The sequence below is a fragment of the Diaphorobacter sp. HDW4B genome (genome assembly GCF_011305535.1).
Lineage (GTDB): Bacteria > Pseudomonadota > Gammaproteobacteria > Burkholderiales > Burkholderiaceae_C > Diaphorobacter_A.
Genome location: NZ_CP049905.1, coordinates 4679530 through 4701138 on the forward strand (window position 1 = coordinate 4679530; position 21609 = coordinate 4701138).

Sequence of the window (21609 nt, forward strand, 5' to 3'; positions counted from 1 at the left end):
AAAATGCCGGGTTTCCACGAATCCGGCATTTTTTGCCCGGCCCCCATTCAGCGGTCCGGATGCGAAAAACGCCATTGCAACGTTTCTCCCACAGCACCACAGGCCGCCACCGTGACCCTGCACATCACCCCGTTTGACGGCGGGAACGCCATCAGCGCTTTCCGCGTCCAGCAACTGCAACCGGCTCTCGAAGCCATCCACCCCAAGATCACTGGCATTGCGGCCCGCTTTGTGCATCTGGTGGCGTCGGACCAGCCGCTCACGCTGGACCAGTCCGAGCGCATTGTTGCGCTGCTGACCTATGGCGATCCGTACGAAGGCCCGGTCGAAGGCGCTTCGCTGATCGTCACGCCGCGTCTGGGCACGATCTCGCCCTGGGCTTCCAAGGCGACTGACATTGCCCGCAACTGCGGTCTGGCCGTGCGCCGCGTGGAGCGCGTGACGGAATTCCGCATCAGCCTCAAGGCAGGCTTGCTCGGCAAGACGCCTGAGCTGTCGCTGGAGCAACTTGGTCAGATCGCCGCTCTGCTGCACGACCGCATGACTGAATCGGTGGTCGCCACGCGCATGGAAGCGGAAACGCTGTTCACCTCGCTGCAGGCCGAGCCGATGGAGTTCGTCGATGTGCTGGGCGGTGGCCGCGCAGCGCTCGAAAAGGCCAACAAGCAATGGGGCTTGGCGCTGGCGGATGACGAGATCGAGTACCTCGTGAATGCCTTCACCGGCCTCAAGCGCAACCCGACCGACGTGGAACTGATGATGTTCGCGCAGGCCAACTCCGAGCACTGCCGCCACAAGATCTTCAACGCGCAATTCACCATCGACGGCGTGGATCAGGACAAGTCGCTGTTCGGCATGATCCGCAACACCGAAGCGGTGTCGCCGCAGCACACGGTGGTGGCGTATTCCGACAATGCCTCGATCATGGAAGGCCATGAGGTCGAGCGTTTCGTCGCCCAATTTGCCGATGCCGACAAGGCACCGGTGTACGAAAAATCCGCTGCCATCAACCAGGTGCTGATGAAGGTGGAAACGCACAATCACCCGACCGCGATTTCGCCTTTTCCTGGCGCATCGACCGGCGCGGGCGGTGAAATCCGCGACGAAGGCGCAACTGGCCGTGGCTCCAAGCCCAAGGCGGGTCTGACGGGTTTCACGGTCTCCAAGCTGTGGGGCAGCGAAATCGGCAAGCCCGAGCACATCGCCAGCCCGCTGCAGATCATGATCGAAGGCCCGCTCGGTGGCGCGGCCTTCAACAACGAATTTGGCCGTCCCAACCTGACCGGCTATTTCCGCGAGTACGAACAGCAAGTCGGCGACATCACACGCGGCTACCACAAGCCGATCATGATCGCCGGTGGTCTGGGCGTGATCGACTCCAACCAAGTCAAGAAGATCGAGTTCCCCGCAGGCACGCTGCTGATCCAACTGGGCGGCCCCGGCATGCGCATCGGCATGGGCGGCGGCGCTGCCAGTTCGATGGCGACCGGCACCAACGCGGCTGAACTAGACTTCGACTCGGTGCAACGCGGCAATCCGGAAATCGAACGCCGTGCTCAGGAAGTCATTAACCACTGCTGGGAGCAGGGCGCGAACAACCCGATTCTGGCGATCCACGATGTGGGCGCGGGCGGCTTGTCGAACGCCTTCCCCGAACTCACCAACGACGCAGGCCGTGGCGCACGCTTTGATCTGCGTGCCGTGAATTTGGAAGAGTCCGGTTTGGCTCCCAAGGAAATCTGGTCCAACGAAAGCCAGGAACGCTATGTGATGGCGATTGCGCCGGAATCGCTGGCGCAGTTCACCGCATTCTGCGAGCGCGAGCGTTGCCCGTTTGCCGTGATCGGCGTGGCAACCGAAAAGCGCGAGCTGATTCTGGAAGACACCGCCGTCGCTTCCGGCGACCAGAAGATGCCGGTCGACATGCCGATGGACGTGCTGCTCGGCAAGCCGCCCAAGATGCACCGCGACGTGAAGACGGTCGAGCGCACGCTCGCTCCGATCGACCTGACCGGCGTGCCGCTGGAAAAGGCCGTGATCGAAGTGCTGGCGCATCCCACGGTCGCTTCCAAGCGCTTCCTCATCACCATCGGCGACCGCGCTGTGGGTGGTTTGACGCACCGCGACCAGATGGTCGGCCCATGGCAAGTGCCGGTGGCCGACGTGGCTGTGACGCTGGCCGACTTCAAGGGCTTCAAGGGCGAAGCGATGGCGATGGGCGAGCGCACGCCGCTGGCCGCCATCAACGCTCCCGCATCGGGCCGCATGGCTGTGGCCGAAGCCATCACCAACATGCTGGCCGCGCCGATCGAACTCTCGCGCGTGAAGATGTCCGCCAACTGGATGGCCGCGTGCGGCGAAGCGGGTGAAGACGCCGCTTTGTACGCCACGGTGAAGGCCGTTGGCATGGAACTGTGCCCCGAGCTGAACGTGTCGATTCCTGTCGGCAAGGATTCGCTGTCGATGCGCACGCAATGGAGCGTTGACGGCCAAGTGAAGAAGGTCACATCGCCCGTCAGCCTGATCATCACCGGCTTTGCGTCGATTGACGACGTGCGCGGCACATTGACGCCTCAACTCGACGCCCAAGAAGACGACACCACACTGGTGCTGATCGACCTGGGTCGAGGCAAGATGCGCATGGGCGGCTCGATCATCGGCCAGGTGCTGAACCAGGCGGGCAATGAAGTGCCTGACCTCGACAACGCCAAGGACCTGATCGCGATGGTCGATGCCGTGAACGCCATGCGCGCCAAGGGCCTGATCCTCGCTTATCACGACAAGGGCGACGGCGGCTTGCTCGCAACCGCTGTAGAAATGGCCTTTGCAGGTCACGTCGGTGTGGCGCTGAATGTGGACATGCTGATCACCGAAGGCGATGGCATCAGCGACAGCCGCATGGATTCAGGCGAAGGCAAGAACTGGGGCGCGCAGATCAGCGGCCGTCGTGAAGACATGACGCTGCGCGCGCTGTTCAACGAAGAACTCGGCGCGCTGATTCAGGTTCGCACCAGCGATCGCACTGAGGTCATGCAGATTCTGCGTGAGCATGGTCTCTCGACTTGCTCCAATGTGGTCGGCAAGACCCGTCCGCAATCGTCCACACTGGATGACGGCAAGGGCGAGCTGCAAGTCTGGCGCGATGCGAAGAAGGTGTTCGGCGCAACGCTGTCCGACCTGCATCAGGTCTGGGACGCCGTGAGCTGGAAGATCGCCCAGCAGCGCGACAACCCAGCCGCTGCCGACAGCGAACACGCAGCCGCCGGTGTGCCCAACGATCCGGGCATGCATGTGCACCTCACCTTCGATCCGCAGGACAACGTGGCTGCGCCTTTCCTCAACCTTGCCAAGCCACGCGTGGCTGTGCTGCGTGAGCAGGGCGTGAACTCGCATGTGGAAATGGCCTATGCGTTCGCCGAAGCCGGTTTTGAATCGGTGGACGTGCACATGACCGATCTGCAGACCGGCCGCGCACAGCTCAAGGACTTCGCGGGCGTGGTTGCCTGCGGCGGTTTCAGCTACGGCGACACGCTGGGTGCGGGCATTGGCTGGGCGCGTTCGATCACGTTCAATGATCGCCTGTCCGCCGAGTTCCAGCAGTTCTTTGGTCGCACCGACACCTTCGGTCTGGGCGTGTGCAACGGCTGCCAGATGTTTGCCGAACTCGCCGACATCATCCCCGGCGCGCAAGACTGGCCGCGCTTCACGCAGAACCAGAGCAACCGCTTTGAAGCTCGTTTGTCGATGGTGGAAGTGCTGGAATCTCCAAGCCTGTTCCTGCAAGGCATGGCGGGCAGCCGCTTGCCGATTGCGGTGGCGCACGGTGAAGGCTTTGCCAACTTCAAGTACCGTGGCGATGCCGACAAGGTGATCGGCGCGATGCGTTATGTGGACAACAACGGCGTGGCGACCGAGCAGTACCCGTTCAATCCGAACGGCAGCGCGGGTGGCCTGACGGCTGTGACCACGCTTGACGGCCGCTTCACCGCGATGATGCCGCACCCCGAGCGCGTGTTCCGCAACGTGCAGATGAGCTGGACGAACGGCGATGCAAGCCAGTTCAGCCCATGGATGCGCGTGTGGCGCAATGCCCGAAAGTGGCTGGGGTGATTTCACAGTGCCGCTGACCAAGTGGCGCTAAATTCCTCATTATTCCAAGCAAGAAGCCGGGTCGATCCCGGCTTTTTTGTGCATGCGAGCCAAGGCTCGCGCAACAGATAACTCGGGAGTTGAAAGATGGCAGGTGGTGGACTTTTGATGTTGCTCGACGACATCACGGCATTGCTCGACGATATCGCGGTGATGTCCAAGGTGGCGGCGCGCAACAGTACGGCGGCGGTGGACGATGTGGCGACCATGACCAAGGTGGCGATGCAGAAAACGGCGGGCGTGCTGGGCGACGATCTGGCGCTGAATGCGGAGAAGGTCACGGGCGTGGATGCCAACCGCGAGCTGCCCGTGGTCTGGGCCGTGGCCAAGGGCTCGCTCTGGAACAAGTTCATTCTCGTGCCCGCCGCGCTCATCATCAGCGCGTTCGCGCCTTGGCTGATCAAGCCGTTGCTGATGATCGGCGGAGCGTTTCTGTGCTTTGAAGGTGTCGAAAAAATCCTGAGCCTGTTCCACAAGCATGGCAAGCAGGAGGCCAGCGAGATCACCGCCGAATTCGTGGAAGCCGAGAAAGAGGGCGTTGCGCCTTCATCGGTGCGCGCCACCAAGGACGCGCCTCAGTCTGCGGTGGACTACGAGAAGGACAAGGTCAAGGGCGCGATCCGCACCGACTTCATCCTCTCCGCAGAAATCATGGCGATTGCGCTGGGGACCGTCTCCGAAAAGCCGATCTGGGAGCAAGGCCTGGTGCTGGTGTCCGTGGCCCTGGCGATCACGGTGTTCGTCTACGGCCTTGTGGCGGCCATCGTACGCATGGACGATGTGGGCGAATGGCTCAAATCCAAAAGCAGCAGCGTGGCGCGCGCCTTTGGCAATGGTCTGATCGCCAGCACACCGTGGCTGATGCGTGGCCTGTCCATCGTCGGCACGGCAGCCATGTTCCTCGTGGGCGGCAGTCTGCTGGTGCATGGCATTCCGTTCATCGAGCATTGGTTGCATGACGTGGTGACGAATGCCGGAGTCGTGGTCGCCACCATCCTGCCTTTGCTGGTGCATGCGGGTGTTGGTGCGGCGATAGGTGCCGTCGTGGTGCTTTGTGTGCACCTCTGGGGAGCGATCAGGGGCAAGCCCGCGCACTGAGTTGCAAACGTGACTTTTCTGCAACATTTGGGTGCGTACTAGGGTAAGCCCGCGCGGCCTTGATTTGGAGCAAATCGGGTAGTGGCTGAAATTGATTCAATGGAATGCATACAAATTGTTTCCGTTTCCATCACTACCCGAGGTAACCCAGATGAAGAAAACCCTGTTGGCCATCGCAGCAGTCAGCGCATTCACTTCCGGTGCAGCGTTCGCTCAATCCGCAGACGCCGTCGGCCCATTCATGGTGCGCGTGCGTGCAGTGCATCTGGACAGCCGCAACCACGACACCACCGGCCTCGACCTGTCGATCAACAACAAGTGGATCCCCGAAGTCGACGTTTCCTACTTCTTCACGCCCAACTTCGCGGCGGAACTGATCCTGACCTACCCGCAAAAGCACGACCTGCGCGCTGGTGGCGACAAGATCGGCTCGCTCAAGCACCTGCCACCCACACTGCTGGGTCAGTACCACTTCACCGGCATGGGCGCGTTCAAGCCATACGTCGGTGCCGGTATCAACTACACCCGCTTCTCGGCTGTGAAGTTCGCTCCTGCAGTGGACGCGGCTCTGTCGCCTTCCATCAAGAAGAACAGCTGGGGCGGTGCTCTGCAAGTCGGTTTCGATTACGCCATCGACAAGAACTGGTCGCTCAACTTCGACGTGAAGAAGGTTTATCTCGGTACTGACGTGTACTCGGCAGGCAACAAGGTCGGTTCGTTCAAGGTCGATCCTGTGCTGATCGGCGTGGGCGTGGGCTACCGCTTCTAAGTTTTCGGTTTTCCCGATACTGCGCGACATTGGTTCGCGCAGGTCCGTTCAATGGATCCCATTGGACAGAATTCAAAGTTTCATGGTGGGGAAGTTGATGCCGGTTCTCGTTGCGAGAGCCGGCTTTTTTTCGTCCGCACTGTTCGACTGAGCGCAGACTCAGAGTCGATAAAAGCGTTTGGCCGTGTCGTGATAAAGAAGGCGTTTCTCGCCTGCCGACATGCCCGAGGTGATGTGCTTGAACGCGTTCCACAGCACCGCGTAGCTGCAGGTGCCTTTGTCCACGGGGAAGTTGCTCTCGAACATGCAACGCTCTGGGCCGAAGAGGTCGATGCAGGTGAGGATGTACGGACGCCATGCATCGGCCAGTTCCAGCGACGTGGGCGGCTTGAGCTGTTTGTGGAACGGAAAGCCGAACACGCTCATGCCAAGGCCGCCAAGCTTGATGCTCACATTGGGCAGTTGCGCAATGCTTTGCAGCAGTTTCTTCCATTCGTTGAACACGCCACCGCGATTGCCCGCATAAGGGCCCACGCCAAGCGGCACGCCGATGTGGTCGATGACGATGGGCGTGTCCGGATAAGCCTTGGCCAGATCGGTGAGTTCGGCGAGCTGCGTGTGATACGCCCATGAGTCAAAGCTGAGTCCAAACTGCGCGAGCTTGGCGAAGCCTTCGCGGAATGTGGGGTCCATGTACACATGCAGGGGAGGGGCGTGCATCACGCCATACTGGAACTTGTCGTGCGCCGCCGCATGGCAGCGAATGCCGCGAAAACGGCCTTCGCCCGCTTGCACTTGCGCGGCCAGAACTTCTTCGACCGCCGCGCCCAGCGACAACTCCGCAAAGCCGACGATGCCCGCGCAGATCTGCGTCTTGCTCTGCGCAGCGTTGGTCTCTTTGGCGATCTGCACGACGCGCTCGGTTTCGCCGACGGGCTTCAAGGCTTCGGGGCCTTCTTCGCGATACGCAAAGCCGACTTGAATGAACACCGTCTGCTCAATGCGGTGACCGGAGTTCAGATCGGCCAGCAGATCGGGCGCGAGATAGCCGCCCCAGTTGGTGTCGGCCAGATGGTGGTGCGGATCGATGATCGGCAGATCGGGCTCCAGCGCCGCTTCGCTGTATTGCGCAAGCCAGCCGGGTCGCACCTCGGCGCGGGGGATGACGGGAAGAGTGGTGGTGCTGCTCATGCTTGGTTTTTCATTGGTTCAGATGCCGAGGAAGGCTTTCTGAACGAACGGATCGTTCAGCAGTTCCTGACCCGAGCCCGAGCGGATCACCAGCCCTTGCTCGAACACGTAAGCGTCGTCCGCCATCTTGAGCGCCAGACGCGCGTTCTGCTCGACCAGAATCACCGAGATGCCGCTCTCCTTGTTCAGTCGTTTGATGGCCTGCGCGATCTCGGAGACGATCTTGGGCGCGATGCCCAGCGACGGTTCGTCGAGCATCAGAATCTGCGGGTTCGACATCATCGCGCGGCCAATCGCCACCATCTGCTGCTCGCCGCCAGAGAGCGAACCGGCCATCTGATCGCGCCGCTCCTGCACACGCGGGAACAGCTCGTAGACCAGTTGCAGCGACTTGTCGCGCTGCTGCGAAGAGCCGACCGTGTGCGCGCCGACCATCAGGTTTTCCCAGACGGACATGCGCGGAAACAGGCGTCGGCCTTCGGGCGACAACGCAATGCCCATGCTCACGCGCTGCGCGGAGTGGGTGGTGTCGATGCGCTTGCCATCGAGTTCCAGCGAGCCCGACGTGAGCTTCTTCAAACCCATCAGCGCCTTCAGCGTCGTGCTTTTGCCAGCGCCGTTGGAGCCGACCAGCGCGACGATCTTGCCCGCGTCGATCTTGAAGCTCACGCCATGCAGCGCCTCGACCAATCCGTAGTGGACGACGATGTCCTTGACCTCAAGCGTGCGCATCTTCATCCACTCCCAAATACGCTTCGATCACGGCCGGGTTGTTGCGGATTTCTTCCGGCGTGCCCTGCGCAATTTTCTGTCCCTGCACGAGGACGATGATCTTCTCGCAGGTTCCCATCACCAATGCCATGTGGTGCTCGACGAACAGCAGCGAAATGCGGTGCTCGTCGCGCAATGTTTTCAACAGACGGCCGAATTCGGCACATTCCTCGGGGTTCAATCCGGCGGCTGGCTCGTCGAGCAGCAACAGGCGCGGACGGGTCGCAAGACCGATGGCCACGCCGATGCGCTTTTGATGCCCGTAGGCCAGCTCGCCCGCGATTTCGTTGCGGTAGGGCGCAAGGCCGGTGATGTCGAGCATGCGTTCGACCTCGCTGCGGATGCGTTCGCGGGCCGTCTTGTACGTGCCGGTCTGCGCAATCTGTGCCCACACCGGCACGTCGAAGTGGCACAGCGCGCCTCGGTACACGTTCTCGAAAACGCTGGCTTTCGGGTACACGGTGGCGGACTGGAAGGTGCGCGCAAGACCATGCTTGACCACGTGGCTGGGCTTGCGTCCGGTGATGTCGTCGCCCGCAAAAGCAATCTTGCCTGCGGTGGGTTCGAGCGAGCCGCTGATCATGTTGAACGCGGTGCTCTTGCCTGCGCCGTTCGGGCCGATGAGGCCGACGATCTCGCCTTCCTGCAACTCGAAGCTCAGGTCGCGCACGGCGGCAAGGCCACCGAATGTCTTGGACAGTCCCTCGACCTTGAGCAGAGGGCCGTTGTTTGTGGTCGCCATCACTTGCCTCCCTTGCCGAAGAACTTGCTGCCGATGCCGACGAGGCCCATGGGCAGGAACTTGAGAACGAGGATCAGCGTGATGCCGTACATGATGTTCTGCGTTTCGATGGCGCTGCGGAACAGCTCGGGCAGCGGCGTCATGATGAGCGCGCCGAGAATCGGCCCCAGCACCGAGCCGCGTCCGCCGATCACCAGCATGATGATGGCGGCCACCGAGATGTGCTGGTTGAACGACTCGGGCGAGACGAAGCCGAGGTAGTGCGCGAGCAGGGCACCCGCAAATCCGGCAAACGCACTGCCCAGCACGAAGGCGAACATCTGCGAGCCTTGAATGCTGATGCCGCTGGCTTCGGCCAGATCGGGGTTGTCGCCCACGGCGTCGAGCGAGTTGCCCTTGGGGGTCTTGAACAGCGCAATCAGCAGCACGATGGACGCGAACGCGCACACGGCGGCCAGGCAGTAGAACGACAGCTTGGAGTCGAACGTGAAGCCGAACAGGCTGGCTGGCGGAATGTTGGCGATGCCGTTGGCACCGCCCGTGATGTCGCCGCCTTCAAGCAGCACCAGCCGGGACAGCTCGCCAAAGCAGAAGGTCACCAGCACGAAGTAAACGCCCTGCAGCCGCAGAATCACCGCGCCGAGCAGAAAGGCGATCAGCATCGAAGCCGCGACGCCTGCGAACACGGAGACGAAGAACGGTGTGTGAAAGCGTGTGGTGCAGATCACCGCGACGAATGCGCCCATGCCCATGAACGCCGCGTGGCAGAACGAGAGCTGGCCCGTGCGGTTGATGAGCGCAAGTCCATTCACGAAGATGATGTTCAGGCAGATGAGCACCGCCAGATGGATGTAGAACGGGTTGCCAGCGAGCAGCAGCGGAGCCGCGAACAGGATGAGCAGGCCCGGAATCCAGGCCTTCCAGGCACCGCCCGGTGGAGTGTCGGACGTCATTGCGTGCACGCCTTCGGCCTTGTGGTTGGGGAGGGTGGAGGTGGTAGTTGGAGAAGCGTTCGTCATGGTGTCAGCGACCTGCCTTTCCAAGCAGTCCGGCAGGGCGGAAGATCAGCATCAGCATCACGAAACCGAAGAGCAGCATGTCCGAGAAACTGCTGGACATGAAGGTGTTGGCCACGCTCTCGAACACGCCGAGCAGCAGCGCCGCAAGCGCCGCACCGGGAATGCTGCCAAGGCCGCCCAGAATCACCACGATGAATGCCTTGAGCAACGGCGTGGAGCCGATGCTGGGCGACACCGAGAACACGGGTGCCATCAGCGCACCGGCAATCGCAGCCAGCGCCACGCCGATGCCGAAGCCCAGCGGATACATGAACTGCGAGCGGATGCCTTGCGCGTTGGCGATTTCGATGTCCTGCACCACGGCGCGCAGCGCGCGGCCGCCTTTGCTGTGCATGAGGAAAACGTAGAGCACGACCAGCACGACGATGGAGAACGCGACCACGTACAGGCGCGACATCGGCAGCATCACCGGGCCGAGCGAGACCACGCCTTCGGCGACCGGCGGCATGGATTGCGGATCGGGGCCGAAGATCATCAGCGCGCCGTTCTGCAGAATCATCGCGAGGCCGATGGTGGCGATCATGCCGTTGAGCTCGTCGCCCCGGAAGCCCTTCATCACCACGACCTCGATGAGCCAGCCGATGATGAGCGTGAGCACAAAGGTGGCGAGCACCGCCGCGAGAAAAGGCAACTGGAGCTTCGTGACGCACACGTATGCCGAGAACGCGCCCAGCATGTAGAACTCGCCATGCGCGAAGTTGACGACGCGCATCACGCCAAAAACCAGTGTGAAGCCAATGGCCATCAGCAGGTAGAGCAAGCCGACGATGAGGCCATTGGTCAACGCCTGACCAATCAGAAAAGTGAAGTCCACGGCGGTATTCCCGATATTTCCCGAATTTCCCGAACAACTACAGAACTACAGGTTGTGCGTGACGGATCACTTGCACTCGGTGAGCGAGCAGGTGGCCTCGATCACTTCCTGACCGTCCTGCACGCGGGCGATGTAGAACGGAGCGCTGATCTGGTGCGCTGCGCCGTAGACCTCGTTGCCGGTCCAGTTCAGCGTGCCGAGAATGCCCTTGAAGTCCTTGATGTTCTCGAGCGCCACGCGCACCTTGTCGGTGTCGGTCGTGGTGCCTGCCGTGCTCATCGCCTGGAACAGCATGTGCGTGCCGTCGTAGAACGCGGGGCTGAAGCCGTTCATGCGCTTCTTGTACTTGGTGAAGTAGCGGTCGGAGTAAGCCTTCACCGCAGCGTTGGCCGGATTGACGGGCGTGTTCACCAGCATGCCGTTGGTGGAGTTGGTGCCTGCCACGTTCACGATCTCTGGCGTGGCCGGGCCGCCGCTGCGGATGATGACGCCCTTGAAGCCCAGTTCGCGCGCCTGCTTGACGATCAGGCCCGCCGTGCCCGGTGCGTTGCCGTCGAGCTCGATCGCATCGACGCCCTTGGCCATCAGACGCGTGAGCAGCGGCATCATGTCCACACGTTCGCGTTCGAAGAATTCCTTGGCGTTGAGCTGCGCACCGGCCTTGCTGTAGGCCTTTTCCAGATCCTGTGCGATTTGCTGGCCGGTCTCGTCGTTGGGGAACAGGCCGCCGACCTTCTTGATGCCCTTGGCCTTCACGATCCAGTTGATCTGCGGCTGCGAGGTTTCCATGGTCGTGAGGTTGGGGCGGAAGTTGAACGGCTTGTCCTTGCCGAGCGCCTTGTCGGTGAAGCCGAGCGTGAGCATCACCACCTTGTTCTTGTCGACGATGGGCGTGACAGCCAGCGCACCTGCCGATCCCACGGGGCCGATGATGTACTTGACCTTGTCCTCGAACACGAGGCGGTTCGCGGCCGTCACGGCTTCGCCTGCCTGGTACTTGTCGTCGTAGGGCACGACCTTGACCTTGTACTTCTTGCCGCCCACATCGAGGCCACCCTTGGCGTTCACATCATCGGCTGCGAGTTCGGTCGCATACAGCATGGCCTGTCCCCAGGCTGCGCCTGCGCCGGACAGCGTGACGATGGCGCCGATCTTGAGTTCTTCCTGTGCGAATGCGGTGCCTGCCAGGCACATCAACGAGACTGCGAGTGCTGCTTTGGTCTTCATGTCTATCTCCTTGGTTTGTCGGGTGTGTATGTGGGTTGTCAAGGTCGGCGTTCAGGCGATTTCCTGCAGGACCGGAAGGATGTATTGGCGGAATTGCGCAGGGTTCTCGCTCATCGGAAAGTGGCCGACTTCCTTCATCACGGTGACCTTCGCGCCCGGAATGCTCTGGGCGGTGCGCAGCGTGTCTTCGGGGCTGCACGAGAAGTCGTATTCGCCGGTCAGCAGATACAGCGGCGTGCGCGCGCAATCGATGCCGCCGAGCTTGCCGCGCAGATCGGAATCGACACGGTAGAAATACAGATCGCCCTTGAAGATGCCCGGCCCGCCTTGCTTGTATTGCCACAGCGTTTCGTGGCGGTACTCGTCGGGGCTTTGTGGTGCGACGAGGCCCGAGACCAGCGCCGCGCAGACTTCGCCGCCATGCACATCGGGACGGTTGAGCCAGCTCGTGTCGTACCAGGGGCTTTGGTAGTCGGCACCTTCCAGCCCGATCAGCGCGCGGAATTCTTCGCCATGGGCATGCGCGAGCTGCAGCACGATGCGTCCGCCGATGGAGCAGCCCATGACCACAGGCTTATCCAGCTGTAACGCAGAGCAGAACGCTCGGATCGTCTGAACGTAGCGTTCGGTGGTCAGTTCGTAATCCTTGTTCTGAAATCCGGCGGGTGGATAGGACTTGCCGTGCCACGGCATGTCGAAGGCGATCACGCGGTACTTGCGGGTGATTTCCTCGTCGCACAGCAGATGGCGGAACTGGCGGTTGTCCGAGCCGGCGGTATGCAGGCACACGAGCGGAATGCCCTGGCCGTTCTCTTCAAAGTACACGCGGCAGGGCTCGCCCATGATGTCCACGTGGAGGTATTTGCCAGTGATGGGTTCGATGGTTCCGTGCATTTTTCTTCTCTTTCCGGACTGGCTTCAGGCGCCGTGGAATTGGCGTGGGGTGTTCAACACATCCTTGAGGTACTGCAGGTGCGCGAACAGCACATGCGACTCGACCTCGATGCGCATCGCGCCGCGCTTGTGCAGCGCAAAGATGTCGTGCCAACCGGCCTTGGGGAATTTCTCCCACAGCGCGGCCCATGTCTCGCCGCTGGCCGAAATCACCAGATCAGCCGTTTGAAACAGCGGAAATTTCTGCGTGAGCGAGGTGATCTTTCCTTCGTGGATTTCCATGAGCCAGCACGCACTGTCGATGGAGATCTTCAGTTGCGCATTCAGAAAACGCCCGCGATGCACGAGGTGCGCGTTGCGGTTCACATGTTCCGGAATGGACTCGAACGTCTGCTGCAGTGATGCGAGGCTCATCTGAAGTTGGCTCCTGGTTCGTTGTTGTTTGATCGTGATTTGATTTGTTCTGCCAAACAGAACATAAGTTCTAAAGTAATCATATCGACGGTGGGGAATTTGTATCTCAGGGTTTTTACCGAGGATAGAAAAGCCCAAACGAACGAATCCGCCCGCTCGAGCGCGAGCGTCGTCATGGCGCGAAGACGGCCAACAGGCGAACAAGCAGGGGGTGAAACGAGTGGCGCGCCCTTGGAGAATCAGGGCGGCAGTGAAGGGGGCGAGGCTGACGAGCGGGCAGGGCTCAGGTCGGAGGGCGTCTGCCGAAAGCTTCCGGCAGACGCGGGCGGCGAATCGTCCGAGCGGTCGAACGCTTCGCGATCACCGCGCGCGGATCGCCTGTCGCACGCGGCGGTGAGGGGGCAAGTGTCTGTGCGTCAGCGCATCAGACCGCTGCGAGCGCCTGGTCCAGATCGGCCAGCAGGTCGTCGATGTGCTCGATGCCCACCGACAGGCGCACCATGCCTTCGGTCACGCCGGCCTTGGCCAGTTCGGCAGCGTCCAGTTGGCGGTGCGTGGTCGAGGCGGGGTGCGTGGCCAGCGACTTGGCATCGCCGATGTTCACCAGACGCGTGAACAGTTGCAGCGCGTCAAGGAAACGCGCACCGGCGGCGCGGGCGTCTTCGCCGTTCGACTTGAGGCTGAACGACAGAATGCCCGAGGCGCGGCCGCCCGATTGCTTCTGCACGATGGCGTGATCGGGGTGATCCTTCAGACCTGCGTAGCGCACCCATTCGATCTTGGCGTGCTTTTGCAGCGTCTCGGCAATCTTCTGCGTGTTCTCGCAGATGCGGTCCATGCGCAGCGCGAGGGTCTCGATGCCTTGCAGGATCTGGAAAGCGTTCTGCGGAGAAATCGCCGCGCCCATGTTGCGCAGCGGAACCACGCGCGCACGGCCGATGTAGGCCGCAGGGCCGAGGGCTTCGGTGTAGACCACGCCGTGGTAGCTCACGTCGGGCTCGTTCAGACGCTTGAAACGCTCCTTGTGTTCGGCCCATGGGAACTTGCCGCTGTCCACGATTGCGCCACCCACACTGGTGCCGTGGCCGCCCAGATATTTGGTGAGCGAGTGCACGACGATGTCCGCACCATGCTCGATGGGGCGCAGCAGGTAGGGGCTGGGCACCGTGTTGTCCACGATCAGCGGCACGCCATGCGCGTGCGCCACATCGGCCAGCGCGCGGATGTCGGTCACGTTGCCGAGCGGGTTGCCGATGGATTCGATGAAAACCGCCTTGGTTTTCGCGTCGATCAGCTTGCCGAAGCTCGCAGGATCGCGCGGATCGGCAAAGCGCACTTCGATGCCTTGCTGCGGGAAGGTGTGCGCGAACAGGTTGTAGGTGCCGCCGTAGAGCGTGCTGGCCGAGATGATGTTGTCACCCGCCTCGGCAATCGTCTGGATCGCATAGCTGATCGCCGCCATGCCGGACGCCACCGCCAGCGCCGCAATGCCGCCTTCGAGCGCCGCCACGCGCTTTTCCAGCACGTCGGTGGTCGGGTTCATGATGCGCGTGTAGATGTTGCCCGCGACCTTCAGGTCGAACAGATCAGCACCGTGCTGCGCGCTGTCGAACGCATAGGCCACCGTCTGATAGATCGGCACGGCCACGGCCTTGGTGGTGGGATCGGGGGAATAGCCGGCGTGAACGGCCAGGGTTTCGATGCGCATGGGGGAGTCTCCGCAAAAGGTCGGTTCAATGAATCGACCGATTGTTGCCGCTGGAAGTCCGACTGCGAACGAAGAATTAGCTATGAGCTTATCTGACCCAAGCACTTTCCGATATGTGGAATGAGAGGGGCTTTGACCTCGTCGGCGCAGTTGCCCGTCAGTGCGTCTGCGTCAGCGCTCTTGCTGCTGGCAGGTATTTGCTCAGGATGTCCCGCATGGTCGCTGCTTCGGCGCGAGTCACGGGTGGAAAAGGCGTTGAGTAGGACATGCCATTGCGTCGTTTGTGGGCGGTGGTGATGAAGCTGAACTCGTTGGCGTCGAGTCCCGGCGACGAGGACACACGTTGAATCACCAGGTTGCGACCGGCATCTTTGGCGCGTACTCCGTAGAACTCCAGCACGGCCTGCACCAGTTGGAAATAGCCTTCATACGCCAAGGTGAAGACTTGCATCTTCATGGATGCATCCAGCATGTGAGCTCCGGACTTGTAGTCCTCCGCATTGGCGAGGAACCCGGCGATTGCTCCCGGTGTGGCGGCGACGGCTTCGAGAGCCTGAGTCTTGATGAGGTTCTCGTATTCGATGGGGCGTTGCATCAGATGACCTTCAGAGTGGGACCTTGAACGATCTGGGCAATGATGGGGTCCGACCTCTGCAACTCATCCCACTCTTCGTCGGCATACAGCGAAAAATTGACGGGGCGTGACAGGTATTGTGCTGTGCTGTGCAGAGCTTCAGTGAGTGCAAGCAGAGGCGCGGAGCCGATCACGATCAGATCGATGTTACTTTGGCTGTGATCGGAGCGCTTCGCTACCGAGCCGAACACAAAAGCTGAAGATATTTCCTGCGCAAAGGGGGCCAATGCTTCTTTCAGCGGCTCGACCACGGCAAACGACTTGCGGGCGATGCTGCAAAGCTCGGGGTAGAGGGCGAATTCAGGGTTGGCGCGAATGCTTCGCTGTCGGCCCCGGCGTGCATCTTCCTTGAGCACGCCTGCTGCAACCAGTCGATCCACTTGCTTTTGAGCGCTGCCGTTGCCGCTGTTGGCGAGCTTCAGCAACTCCTGCAGTGTGAAACTGCGCTCTGGATTCAGAAGGGTGGCTGCAAGCACGCGCTGCAGTCCCGGTGTGAAGAGGAAGTCCGCGATACTCATCGAAAATCCCTGAAATATGGATTGATCTCCCTATTATAGGGAGATCAATCCACGAAAGAGGGATTTGATCAGGGCGTGGTGGCGGAGGGCTCTCGTGGTTCCCGCCTGCGCTGCTCCTGCACCGGCGGCTGCGTTGCCTCCCAAGCCGCCAGATGCGCAAACACCATCGCGGGCGCATGCGCGTCGTTCGCTGCGTAGCGGATCTGGCTTTCCGTCAGGCGTTCGTTCGACCAGTTGGACGTGGTCACCTTCTTGGATTTGCGCAGGCTCTGGACGAGCACCATGGCGATGGCGGCGCGCACGCCGGTCGATGCGCCGAAGCCGTGGCGCTTGAAGATGCGGTCGAGGTCGATGACGTTCTGCATCTCGACCTGCAAGCGGCCTTGCAGTTGGTGCCGGTCGTTGTCGAGGCCAAAGCCAGCCTTGGTGATGCGCGCGTTGCCCAGCACTTCGCGGGTGATCGCAAAGGCCTGCGGGTGGCGCATCTGCAGCAGCCAGGCTTCGGTCGTGGTGGCGAACTGCACCAGATGCGGGCCGGTGTCTTTCGCGCCAACTTGGAAAAGTGGCTTGCTCTCGGTGTCGAAGCCCAGCACCTGCGCGTTCAGCAAGGCTTCGCGAGCGCGTGCGAATGCTTCGTCGGTGGAGGGAGTGTGGATGGCGGAATCCGGCAGCGCCGCAAAGGGCGGCAGCAGCGCGGATTCTTCCTTGGTTGGGGCTTTGCGGCGCACGATTGGCTGCTGTCGATCAGACGCCGGTGCGGGCAGGGCGCGTGCGGTAGAACTGCATGGGATGCTCCTGCATCTCCTTGGCATGCTGGTTCATCACAGAGCGCTTCATCTTGCCGACCACATGCATTTCGCAGGGCTTGCAGTCAAAGCGCAGCGTGAGCTTTTCCTTGCCGTTGATGAGTTGCAGCGGCTCGGCCTTGATGGTGCCCTTCACGCCGATCACGCCCTTGGCCTGCTTGGGGCACAGGCTCATCGAGAAGCGCACGCAATGCTTGGTGATCATCAGGCTGACTTCGCCTTCTTCTTCCTTGCTTTCGTACGCCGCGTCGATCACCTTCACGCCATGCTTCACGTAGAAGTCATGCGACTTCTGGTTGAACACATTGGCCAGATAGGTGAGGGTGTCTTCGGGGAACGGCGCTGGTGGCTCGACCGGCACGGCGCGGGGCAGGCGAATCAAGCCCTTTTCGCGTGTGGCTTCCAGCGAGGCAACCGCTTCGCGGCGCAGTTGGTTGAGCGCGGAGGCGGGCACAAACCATGGCTGCGAGAGGTTCAGCGCGATGTCGTGCACCGAGAAAATCGTCGCGCCGAAGCGGCCCAGTTGTTCGCGCAGCGATGCTTCCGATTTCGCGGCGTCGGTGGCGGGCTGGTGTTCCTGCTCGATGCTGCTCGATGCGGTGAAGCCGTCTTCATCGGTCAGCGTGAGCGCAAAGCCGTCGGCCGTTTCCTTGAGTTCGGCCCACAGGCCGATGCGGCGTTCGCTCGACTTCTTCTCCAGCGAGCGCACCCAGTCCATGTCGCGGTTGCGGTTGATTTCCAGGCCCTTGCGCAGGTCCTTGAACTCGGCGATTTCGTTCTTGGGGAACACGCGCCAAATACCTTTCTTGGCACTCACGCATTCGGCGCGGTTGATGTGCACGCCCACCAGTTCCTTTTGCAGGTAGTAGTAGCACAGGCCATCGCCGTTGTGCAGTTCGGTGGCCTTGTCGGAGCATTCCAACTCGAACCACTTGTCGCCCACCTGCGTGACCCAGCCGATCGCGCGGCCCGGTGTCTTGGGTGTGTCGAACGCGCCGATGTCGTCCTGACGACCGTTCACGAAATAGTCGGTGAACTCACGGTTGAAGTTCTGGTCTGGATCGGGCTCGAAGGTGAAGGTGGTGCGGCCAGATGACGAACGTGCCAGCGGCGAATCGGAGAACTCGCGCTCCTCGATCACTTCGTCGAGCAGCTTGCGGTAGTGGGCCGTGATGTTCTTCACGTAGCCCATGTCCTTGTAGCGACCTTCGATCTTGAAGCTGCGCACACCGGCGTCGATCAGCGCACGCAGGTTGTCGCTCTGGTTGTTGTCCTTCATCGACAGCACATGCTTTTCGTGCGCGATGATGCGGCCCTTGTCGTCGGTGACTTCATACGGCAGGCGGCAGGCCTGATTGCAGTCGCCGCGATTGGCGCTGCGACCCGTGTGCGCATGGCTGATGAAGCACTGGCCCGAATAGGCCACGCACAGCGCGCCGTGCACAAAGAATTCGATGGTGGTGCGGCTCGGGTCGGTCGCTTCGCGGATCGCCTTGATCTGCTGGAGATCGAGCTCGCGCGCAATCACGATCTGCGAGAGACCGGCATCCTGCAGAAAACGCGCCTTCTCGGGCGTGCGGATGTCGGTCTGTGTGGAGGCGTGCAACTGGATCGGCGGCATGTCCAGCTCCAGCAGACCCATGTCCTGAATGATCAGCGCGTCGGCTCCTGCCTCGTAGATCTGCCACGCCATCTTGCGTGCACCTTCGAGCTCGTCGTCGCGCAGAATCGTGTTCAGCGTGATGAAGATGCGGCTGCCGAAGCGGCGCGCATGTTTGATGAGACGTTCCAGATCGCGGATGTCGTTGCCCGCAGTCGCGCGCGCGCCGAAGGCCGGACCGCCGATGTAGACAGCGTCCGCGCCGTGGTTGATGGCTTCGATCCCGATATCGGCATCGCGGGCCGGGGAGAGCAACTCTAGTTGGTGGGGCAGGAGAGACATAAGGCGGCGATTATCTCAGGAGCGGCCGGTTTCGGCATTGGAGGGTGATTGCTCGCCTCGAAACCCGCGTCAGCACTGCCAGAGCAGCTTGCCCAGAGCGGGTTGGGAGCAACCACAGCGGAACACATAGCCGCAGCCACTGCCGAAGTTCATGGCCGTGCGGTGATCCGGTCCTTCCTCCAACTGCGCCAGCAATTGCATGGGTTTGCCGCAGGCGTCGCAGTCCGGCGTTTCGTCACCTTGAACCCACGAGGGCTCGCCGCCCATCTGGCCCAGCACATGGCGGGGCGATTGCCCGCTTTCGTCAGCCCAGTGCTGGCGTGCCTTGTCGTAGCTGGATTCGGCAGACTCCACCAGCGTGGCCCCATAGCGCGTGGCGCGGACGGTTTCTCCGTCTTCGGGCGGGTCGACTAATTGCAGATCGCTTGCCGGCACGACCAGCACCTTGTTGCCGCCTTCATTGGCATCCCATTCCTCGCACGCACCGGGGTCGTTCTGGCACATGAACACCAGCAGCAAGGTCGAGTCGGCCTCATTGCGCAACTGTCCTTGAAACTCCATGTTGCCGCCACAACAGGTGCAAGTCGGCCAATCGAGTCGTCCTGCAGGCGCGCTGGGCATGCCGCCGAACATGGTCTGGTCGGTGGCCTGTTCGCCGGTTTCCGGCAGGCCGATCATCAGGGTCGTCATGGGTGATTCGTCATGAGGATGAAGACAGGCCGCATGTTGAACGGCGGCAGATGCTATTGCCCAGACGGATTAACCCGACGGGCGTGATTTTTCATTACGAGCGCGGGCTGAAGGTGCGCGGAAACACCACCACCTCGTCGCGATCGGCAAGCCGATACCCCATGGCGGGCCGGTTCGACGTGCCTTCCACATGCCCGGCCTCCACCAAAAACTGCGCCGCCAGCATGCGCGTGCGAAAGCCGCTCTTGTCCACCGGGCGACCCAGCACGGTCTCGTAGACCTGCTGCAATTGCGGGAGGGTGAAGGGCTCGGCCAGCAAAAACGCGGGCAACGAGGTGTATTCGACTTTGCCGCGCAGGCGCTCGACGGCGGCTTGCAGGATGGCGCTGTGGTCGAACGCCAGTCGGGGATCGGTGAGAAGTTCGTCCACCTCGAACCACGCCACATCCGCCGCATTGGCACCTTTGGCGAGCGTGATGTCCCGCGCCGCAATCAGCGCAAAGTACACATGCGTGGCCGACCAGCCGCGCGGATCGCGCGCCTTGCCGCCCCAACTGCCGAGCTGCTCCAGATAGGGGCTGTCCACGCTGGTTTTTTCCTTGAGCTTGCGACGCGCGCAGGCCTGCAGATCGTCGTCCTGCTCCACATTCACAAAGCCGCCCGGCAGCGCCCACAGACCGGGAAAGGGCTCCTTGCTGTGCGCGGGGCGTTGCACCAGCAGCACCTTGAGACTGTCATTCACCACGGTGAAGATCACCACATCCACGGTCGTGAACGGACGCGGAAAATCAGGCACGGCGGCAGTGGGTCGGGCGATTTTGGTGTGAGCGGCTGCAACGGCCATGGAAAAAAATTCTTGACGGGCTGAATATTGGGTTGTATTGTACAACTTATGCAAGTTGTTCTGAGCAACTTGCATGATCTCCACAAGAACAACAACGATGAAAGAAGAATAAAAATGAATGAACTAAACAACAAAAACAGTCTGGTGTCACACAGCAAGTTTCTGAGTCTGGTACTGCGCCACAACCCGCAGCGCATTGGCCTCACGCTCGACGAGGCAGGCTGGGCGCGCACGGACGAACTGCTGGCTTGCCTGCAGAAATCCAGCCATCCCATGAGCCTTGCGCAGTTGCAGCGCGTGGTGGCGGCAGACAGCAAGCAGCGCTACTCCTTCAGCGAGGACGGCCTGCGCATCCGCGCCAATCAAGGCCACTCGATTCAGGTGGAACTGGGCTTGTCCGCGCAGCAGCCACCCGATGTGCTTCACCACGGCACAGCCACGCGGTTTCTGGCGTCGATTCTGGAGCAGGGGCTCACGCGCCAAAACCGCCACCATGTGCATCTGTCGGATAGCCTGGACGTTGCGGCCACGGTCGGGCGGCGCTACGGACAACTGGCCATGCTGGTCGTGGACGCCCGGCGCATGCATGCGGACGGGTATGTCTTCTACCGCTCCGACAACGGCGTGTGGCTGACCGATGCCGTGCCACCGCGCTATCTGAAAGTACAAGCATGACGACGACAAACTTGAAGAACCGGCTGATCGCACTGGACGCCGACGGCGTGCTGCTCGACTACAACCGCGCATACGCCAAGGCCTGGGAACGCGCCTTCGGCGAAGTGCCCAAGCTGCGCGATCCGGAAGCTTATTGGGCCATCGATCGCTGGGGTCTGGAGCGGCTGGAAGGCGAGCGACTGGAGCGTCTGCGGGCCAGTTTCGATGAACAGTATTGGTCGAGCATCCCAGCCATCGACGGAGCGGTGGACGCATGCCAGCGTCTGGTCGATGCGGGCTACGACCTGGTCTGCGTATCGGCGCTACAACCGCAGTTTGCCGATGCGCGTCTGGCGAATCTGCGCGCGCAAGGCTTCCCCATTGACAGCGTGTTCGCCACCAGCAGCGCCACAGATGGCCGTAGTCCCAAGGCCGCGGCGCTCGAACAACTGCGTCCGCTGGCCTTTGTGGATGACTACCTGCCGTACTTCAAAGGCGTGCCTCAGGACATGCACACCGCTTTGGTGCTGCGTCAGCAACGTGGCTCACCAAATGTAGGGCCGGAGCTGGCGAATGTGAAATCCACCCATGCGGATCTGGCTGCGTTTGCGGATTGGTGGTTGGACCAATAACAAGCCAACAAGACAACAAGAAAAGGAGTTCAG

Annotated in this window: 20 protein-coding genes; 5 read left to right on the forward strand and 15 right to left on the reverse strand. The window is 61.6% G+C overall.

From position 1 onward, the window contains the following. Nucleotides 1-111: 111 nt before the first annotated feature. The 3 genes from purL to G7048_RS21390 all read left to right on the forward strand — a co-directional run bounded on the left by purL (nt 112) and on the right by G7048_RS21390 (nt 6016). Nucleotides 112-4110 carry a phosphoribosylformylglycinamidine synthase gene (purL, locus tag G7048_RS21380; RefSeq protein WP_166070067.1) on the forward strand — a complete coding sequence of 1333 codons (3999 nt, stop codon included), beginning with the start codon at nt 112-114 and terminating at the stop codon, nt 4108-4110. A 126-nt stretch (nt 4111-4236) separates the two neighbouring features. Further along, nucleotides 4237-5247 carry a DUF808 domain-containing protein gene (locus G7048_RS21385; protein WP_166070068.1) on the forward strand — a complete coding sequence of 337 codons (1011 nt, stop codon included), beginning with the start codon at nt 4237-4239 and terminating at the stop codon, nt 5245-5247. A 151-nt stretch (nt 5248-5398) separates the two neighbouring features. Further along, entirely contained in the window at nt 5399-6016 is a 618-nt protein-coding gene (locus tag G7048_RS21390) for an OmpW family protein (RefSeq protein ID WP_166070069.1), read from the forward strand. A 159-nt stretch (nt 6017-6175) separates the two neighbouring features. Here G7048_RS21390 and G7048_RS21395 read toward each other — a convergent pair whose 3' ends face one another. From G7048_RS21395 to G7048_RS21465, 15 genes are all read right to left on the reverse strand, one after another. Beyond that, on the reverse strand, nt 6176-7207 hold the full coding sequence (locus G7048_RS21395) for an amidohydrolase (protein WP_166070070.1): 1032 nt from the start codon (nt 7205-7207) through the stop codon (nt 6176-6178). An 18-nt stretch (nt 7208-7225) separates the two neighbouring features. Then, a complete protein-coding gene (locus tag G7048_RS21400) occupies nt 7226-7939 on the reverse strand; it encodes an ABC transporter ATP-binding protein (RefSeq protein WP_166070071.1) in 714 nt (237 codons plus the stop codon). Then, on the reverse strand, nt 7926-8720 hold the full coding sequence (locus G7048_RS21405; RefSeq protein ID WP_166070072.1) for an ABC transporter ATP-binding protein: 795 nt from the start codon (nt 8718-8720) through the stop codon (nt 7926-7928). Before G7048_RS21405 ends, G7048_RS21400 begins: the two co-directional genes overlap by 14 nt. Beyond that, nucleotides 8720-9739: a branched-chain amino acid ABC transporter permease gene (locus G7048_RS21410; protein WP_240933061.1), complete on the reverse strand. Its 1020-nt coding sequence runs from the start codon at nt 9737-9739 to the stop codon at nt 8720-8722. The genes G7048_RS21405 and G7048_RS21410 overlap by 1 nt, the downstream gene beginning before the upstream one ends. Nucleotides 9740-9743: 4 nt before the next feature. Continuing rightward, nucleotides 9744-10613: a branched-chain amino acid ABC transporter permease gene (locus tag G7048_RS21415; protein ID WP_166070073.1), complete on the reverse strand. Its 870-nt coding sequence runs from the start codon at nt 10611-10613 to the stop codon at nt 9744-9746. A 66-nt stretch (nt 10614-10679) separates the two neighbouring features. Further along, nucleotides 10680-11840 carry an ABC transporter substrate-binding protein gene (locus G7048_RS21420; RefSeq protein ID WP_166070074.1) on the reverse strand — a complete coding sequence of 387 codons (1161 nt, stop codon included), beginning with the start codon at nt 11838-11840 and terminating at the stop codon, nt 10680-10682. 51 nt (nt 11841-11891) lie between these two features. Then, complete coding sequence (locus tag G7048_RS21425) at nt 11892-12734, reverse strand: alpha/beta fold hydrolase (protein WP_166070075.1); 843 nt, start codon at nt 12732-12734, stop codon at nt 11892-11894. A gap of 24 nt (nt 12735-12758) precedes the next feature. Beyond that, nucleotides 12759-13148, reverse strand: a complete 390-nt coding sequence (locus G7048_RS21430; RefSeq protein ID WP_166070076.1) for a hypothetical protein — start codon at nt 13146-13148, stop codon at nt 12759-12761. A 424-nt stretch (nt 13149-13572) separates the two neighbouring features. Further along, complete coding sequence (locus G7048_RS21435) at nt 13573-14856, reverse strand: O-acetylhomoserine aminocarboxypropyltransferase/cysteine synthase family protein (RefSeq protein WP_166070077.1); 1284 nt, start codon at nt 14854-14856, stop codon at nt 13573-13575. A 157-nt stretch (nt 14857-15013) separates the two neighbouring features. Beyond that, nucleotides 15014-15451 (reverse strand): hypothetical protein, encoded by a 438-nt coding sequence (locus G7048_RS21440; protein WP_166070078.1) that lies wholly within the window; start codon nt 15449-15451, stop codon nt 15014-15016. Beyond that, nucleotides 15451-16008 carry a nucleotidyltransferase domain-containing protein gene (locus G7048_RS21445; protein ID WP_166070079.1) on the reverse strand — a complete coding sequence of 186 codons (558 nt, stop codon included), beginning with the start codon at nt 16006-16008 and terminating at the stop codon, nt 15451-15453. The genes G7048_RS21440 and G7048_RS21445 overlap by 1 nt, the downstream gene beginning before the upstream one ends. Before the next feature lie 68 nt (nt 16009-16076). Beyond that, nucleotides 16077-16736 (reverse strand): 3'-5' exonuclease domain-containing protein 2, encoded by a 660-nt coding sequence (locus G7048_RS21450; protein ID WP_240933062.1) that lies wholly within the window; start codon nt 16734-16736, stop codon nt 16077-16079. A gap of 16 nt (nt 16737-16752) precedes the next feature. Continuing rightward, nucleotides 16753-18756: a U32 family peptidase gene (locus G7048_RS21455; protein ID WP_166070081.1), complete on the reverse strand. Its 2004-nt coding sequence runs from the start codon at nt 18754-18756 to the stop codon at nt 16753-16755. Nucleotides 18757-18825: 69 nt separating this feature from the next. Then, entirely contained in the window at nt 18826-19446 is a 621-nt protein-coding gene (locus G7048_RS21460) for a hypothetical protein (protein ID WP_166070082.1), read from the reverse strand. A 94-nt stretch (nt 19447-19540) separates the two neighbouring features. Continuing rightward, nucleotides 19541-20290: an NUDIX domain-containing protein gene (locus tag G7048_RS21465; RefSeq protein WP_166070083.1), complete on the reverse strand. Its 750-nt coding sequence runs from the start codon at nt 20288-20290 to the stop codon at nt 19541-19543. A 114-nt stretch (nt 20291-20404) separates the two neighbouring features. Between G7048_RS21465 and G7048_RS21470 the strand changes: the two genes are divergently transcribed. Both G7048_RS21470 and G7048_RS21475 read left to right on the forward strand, forming a co-directional pair. Next, on the forward strand, nt 20405-20965 hold the full coding sequence (locus G7048_RS21470) for an RNA 2'-phosphotransferase (RefSeq protein ID WP_166070084.1): 561 nt from the start codon (nt 20405-20407) through the stop codon (nt 20963-20965). Continuing rightward, nucleotides 20962-21576, forward strand: coding sequence for an HAD family hydrolase (locus G7048_RS21475; RefSeq protein ID WP_166070085.1), 615 nt, complete (start codon nt 20962-20964; stop codon nt 21574-21576). The genes G7048_RS21470 and G7048_RS21475 overlap by 4 nt, the downstream gene beginning before the upstream one ends. Nucleotides 21577-21609: the final 33 nt, after the last annotated feature.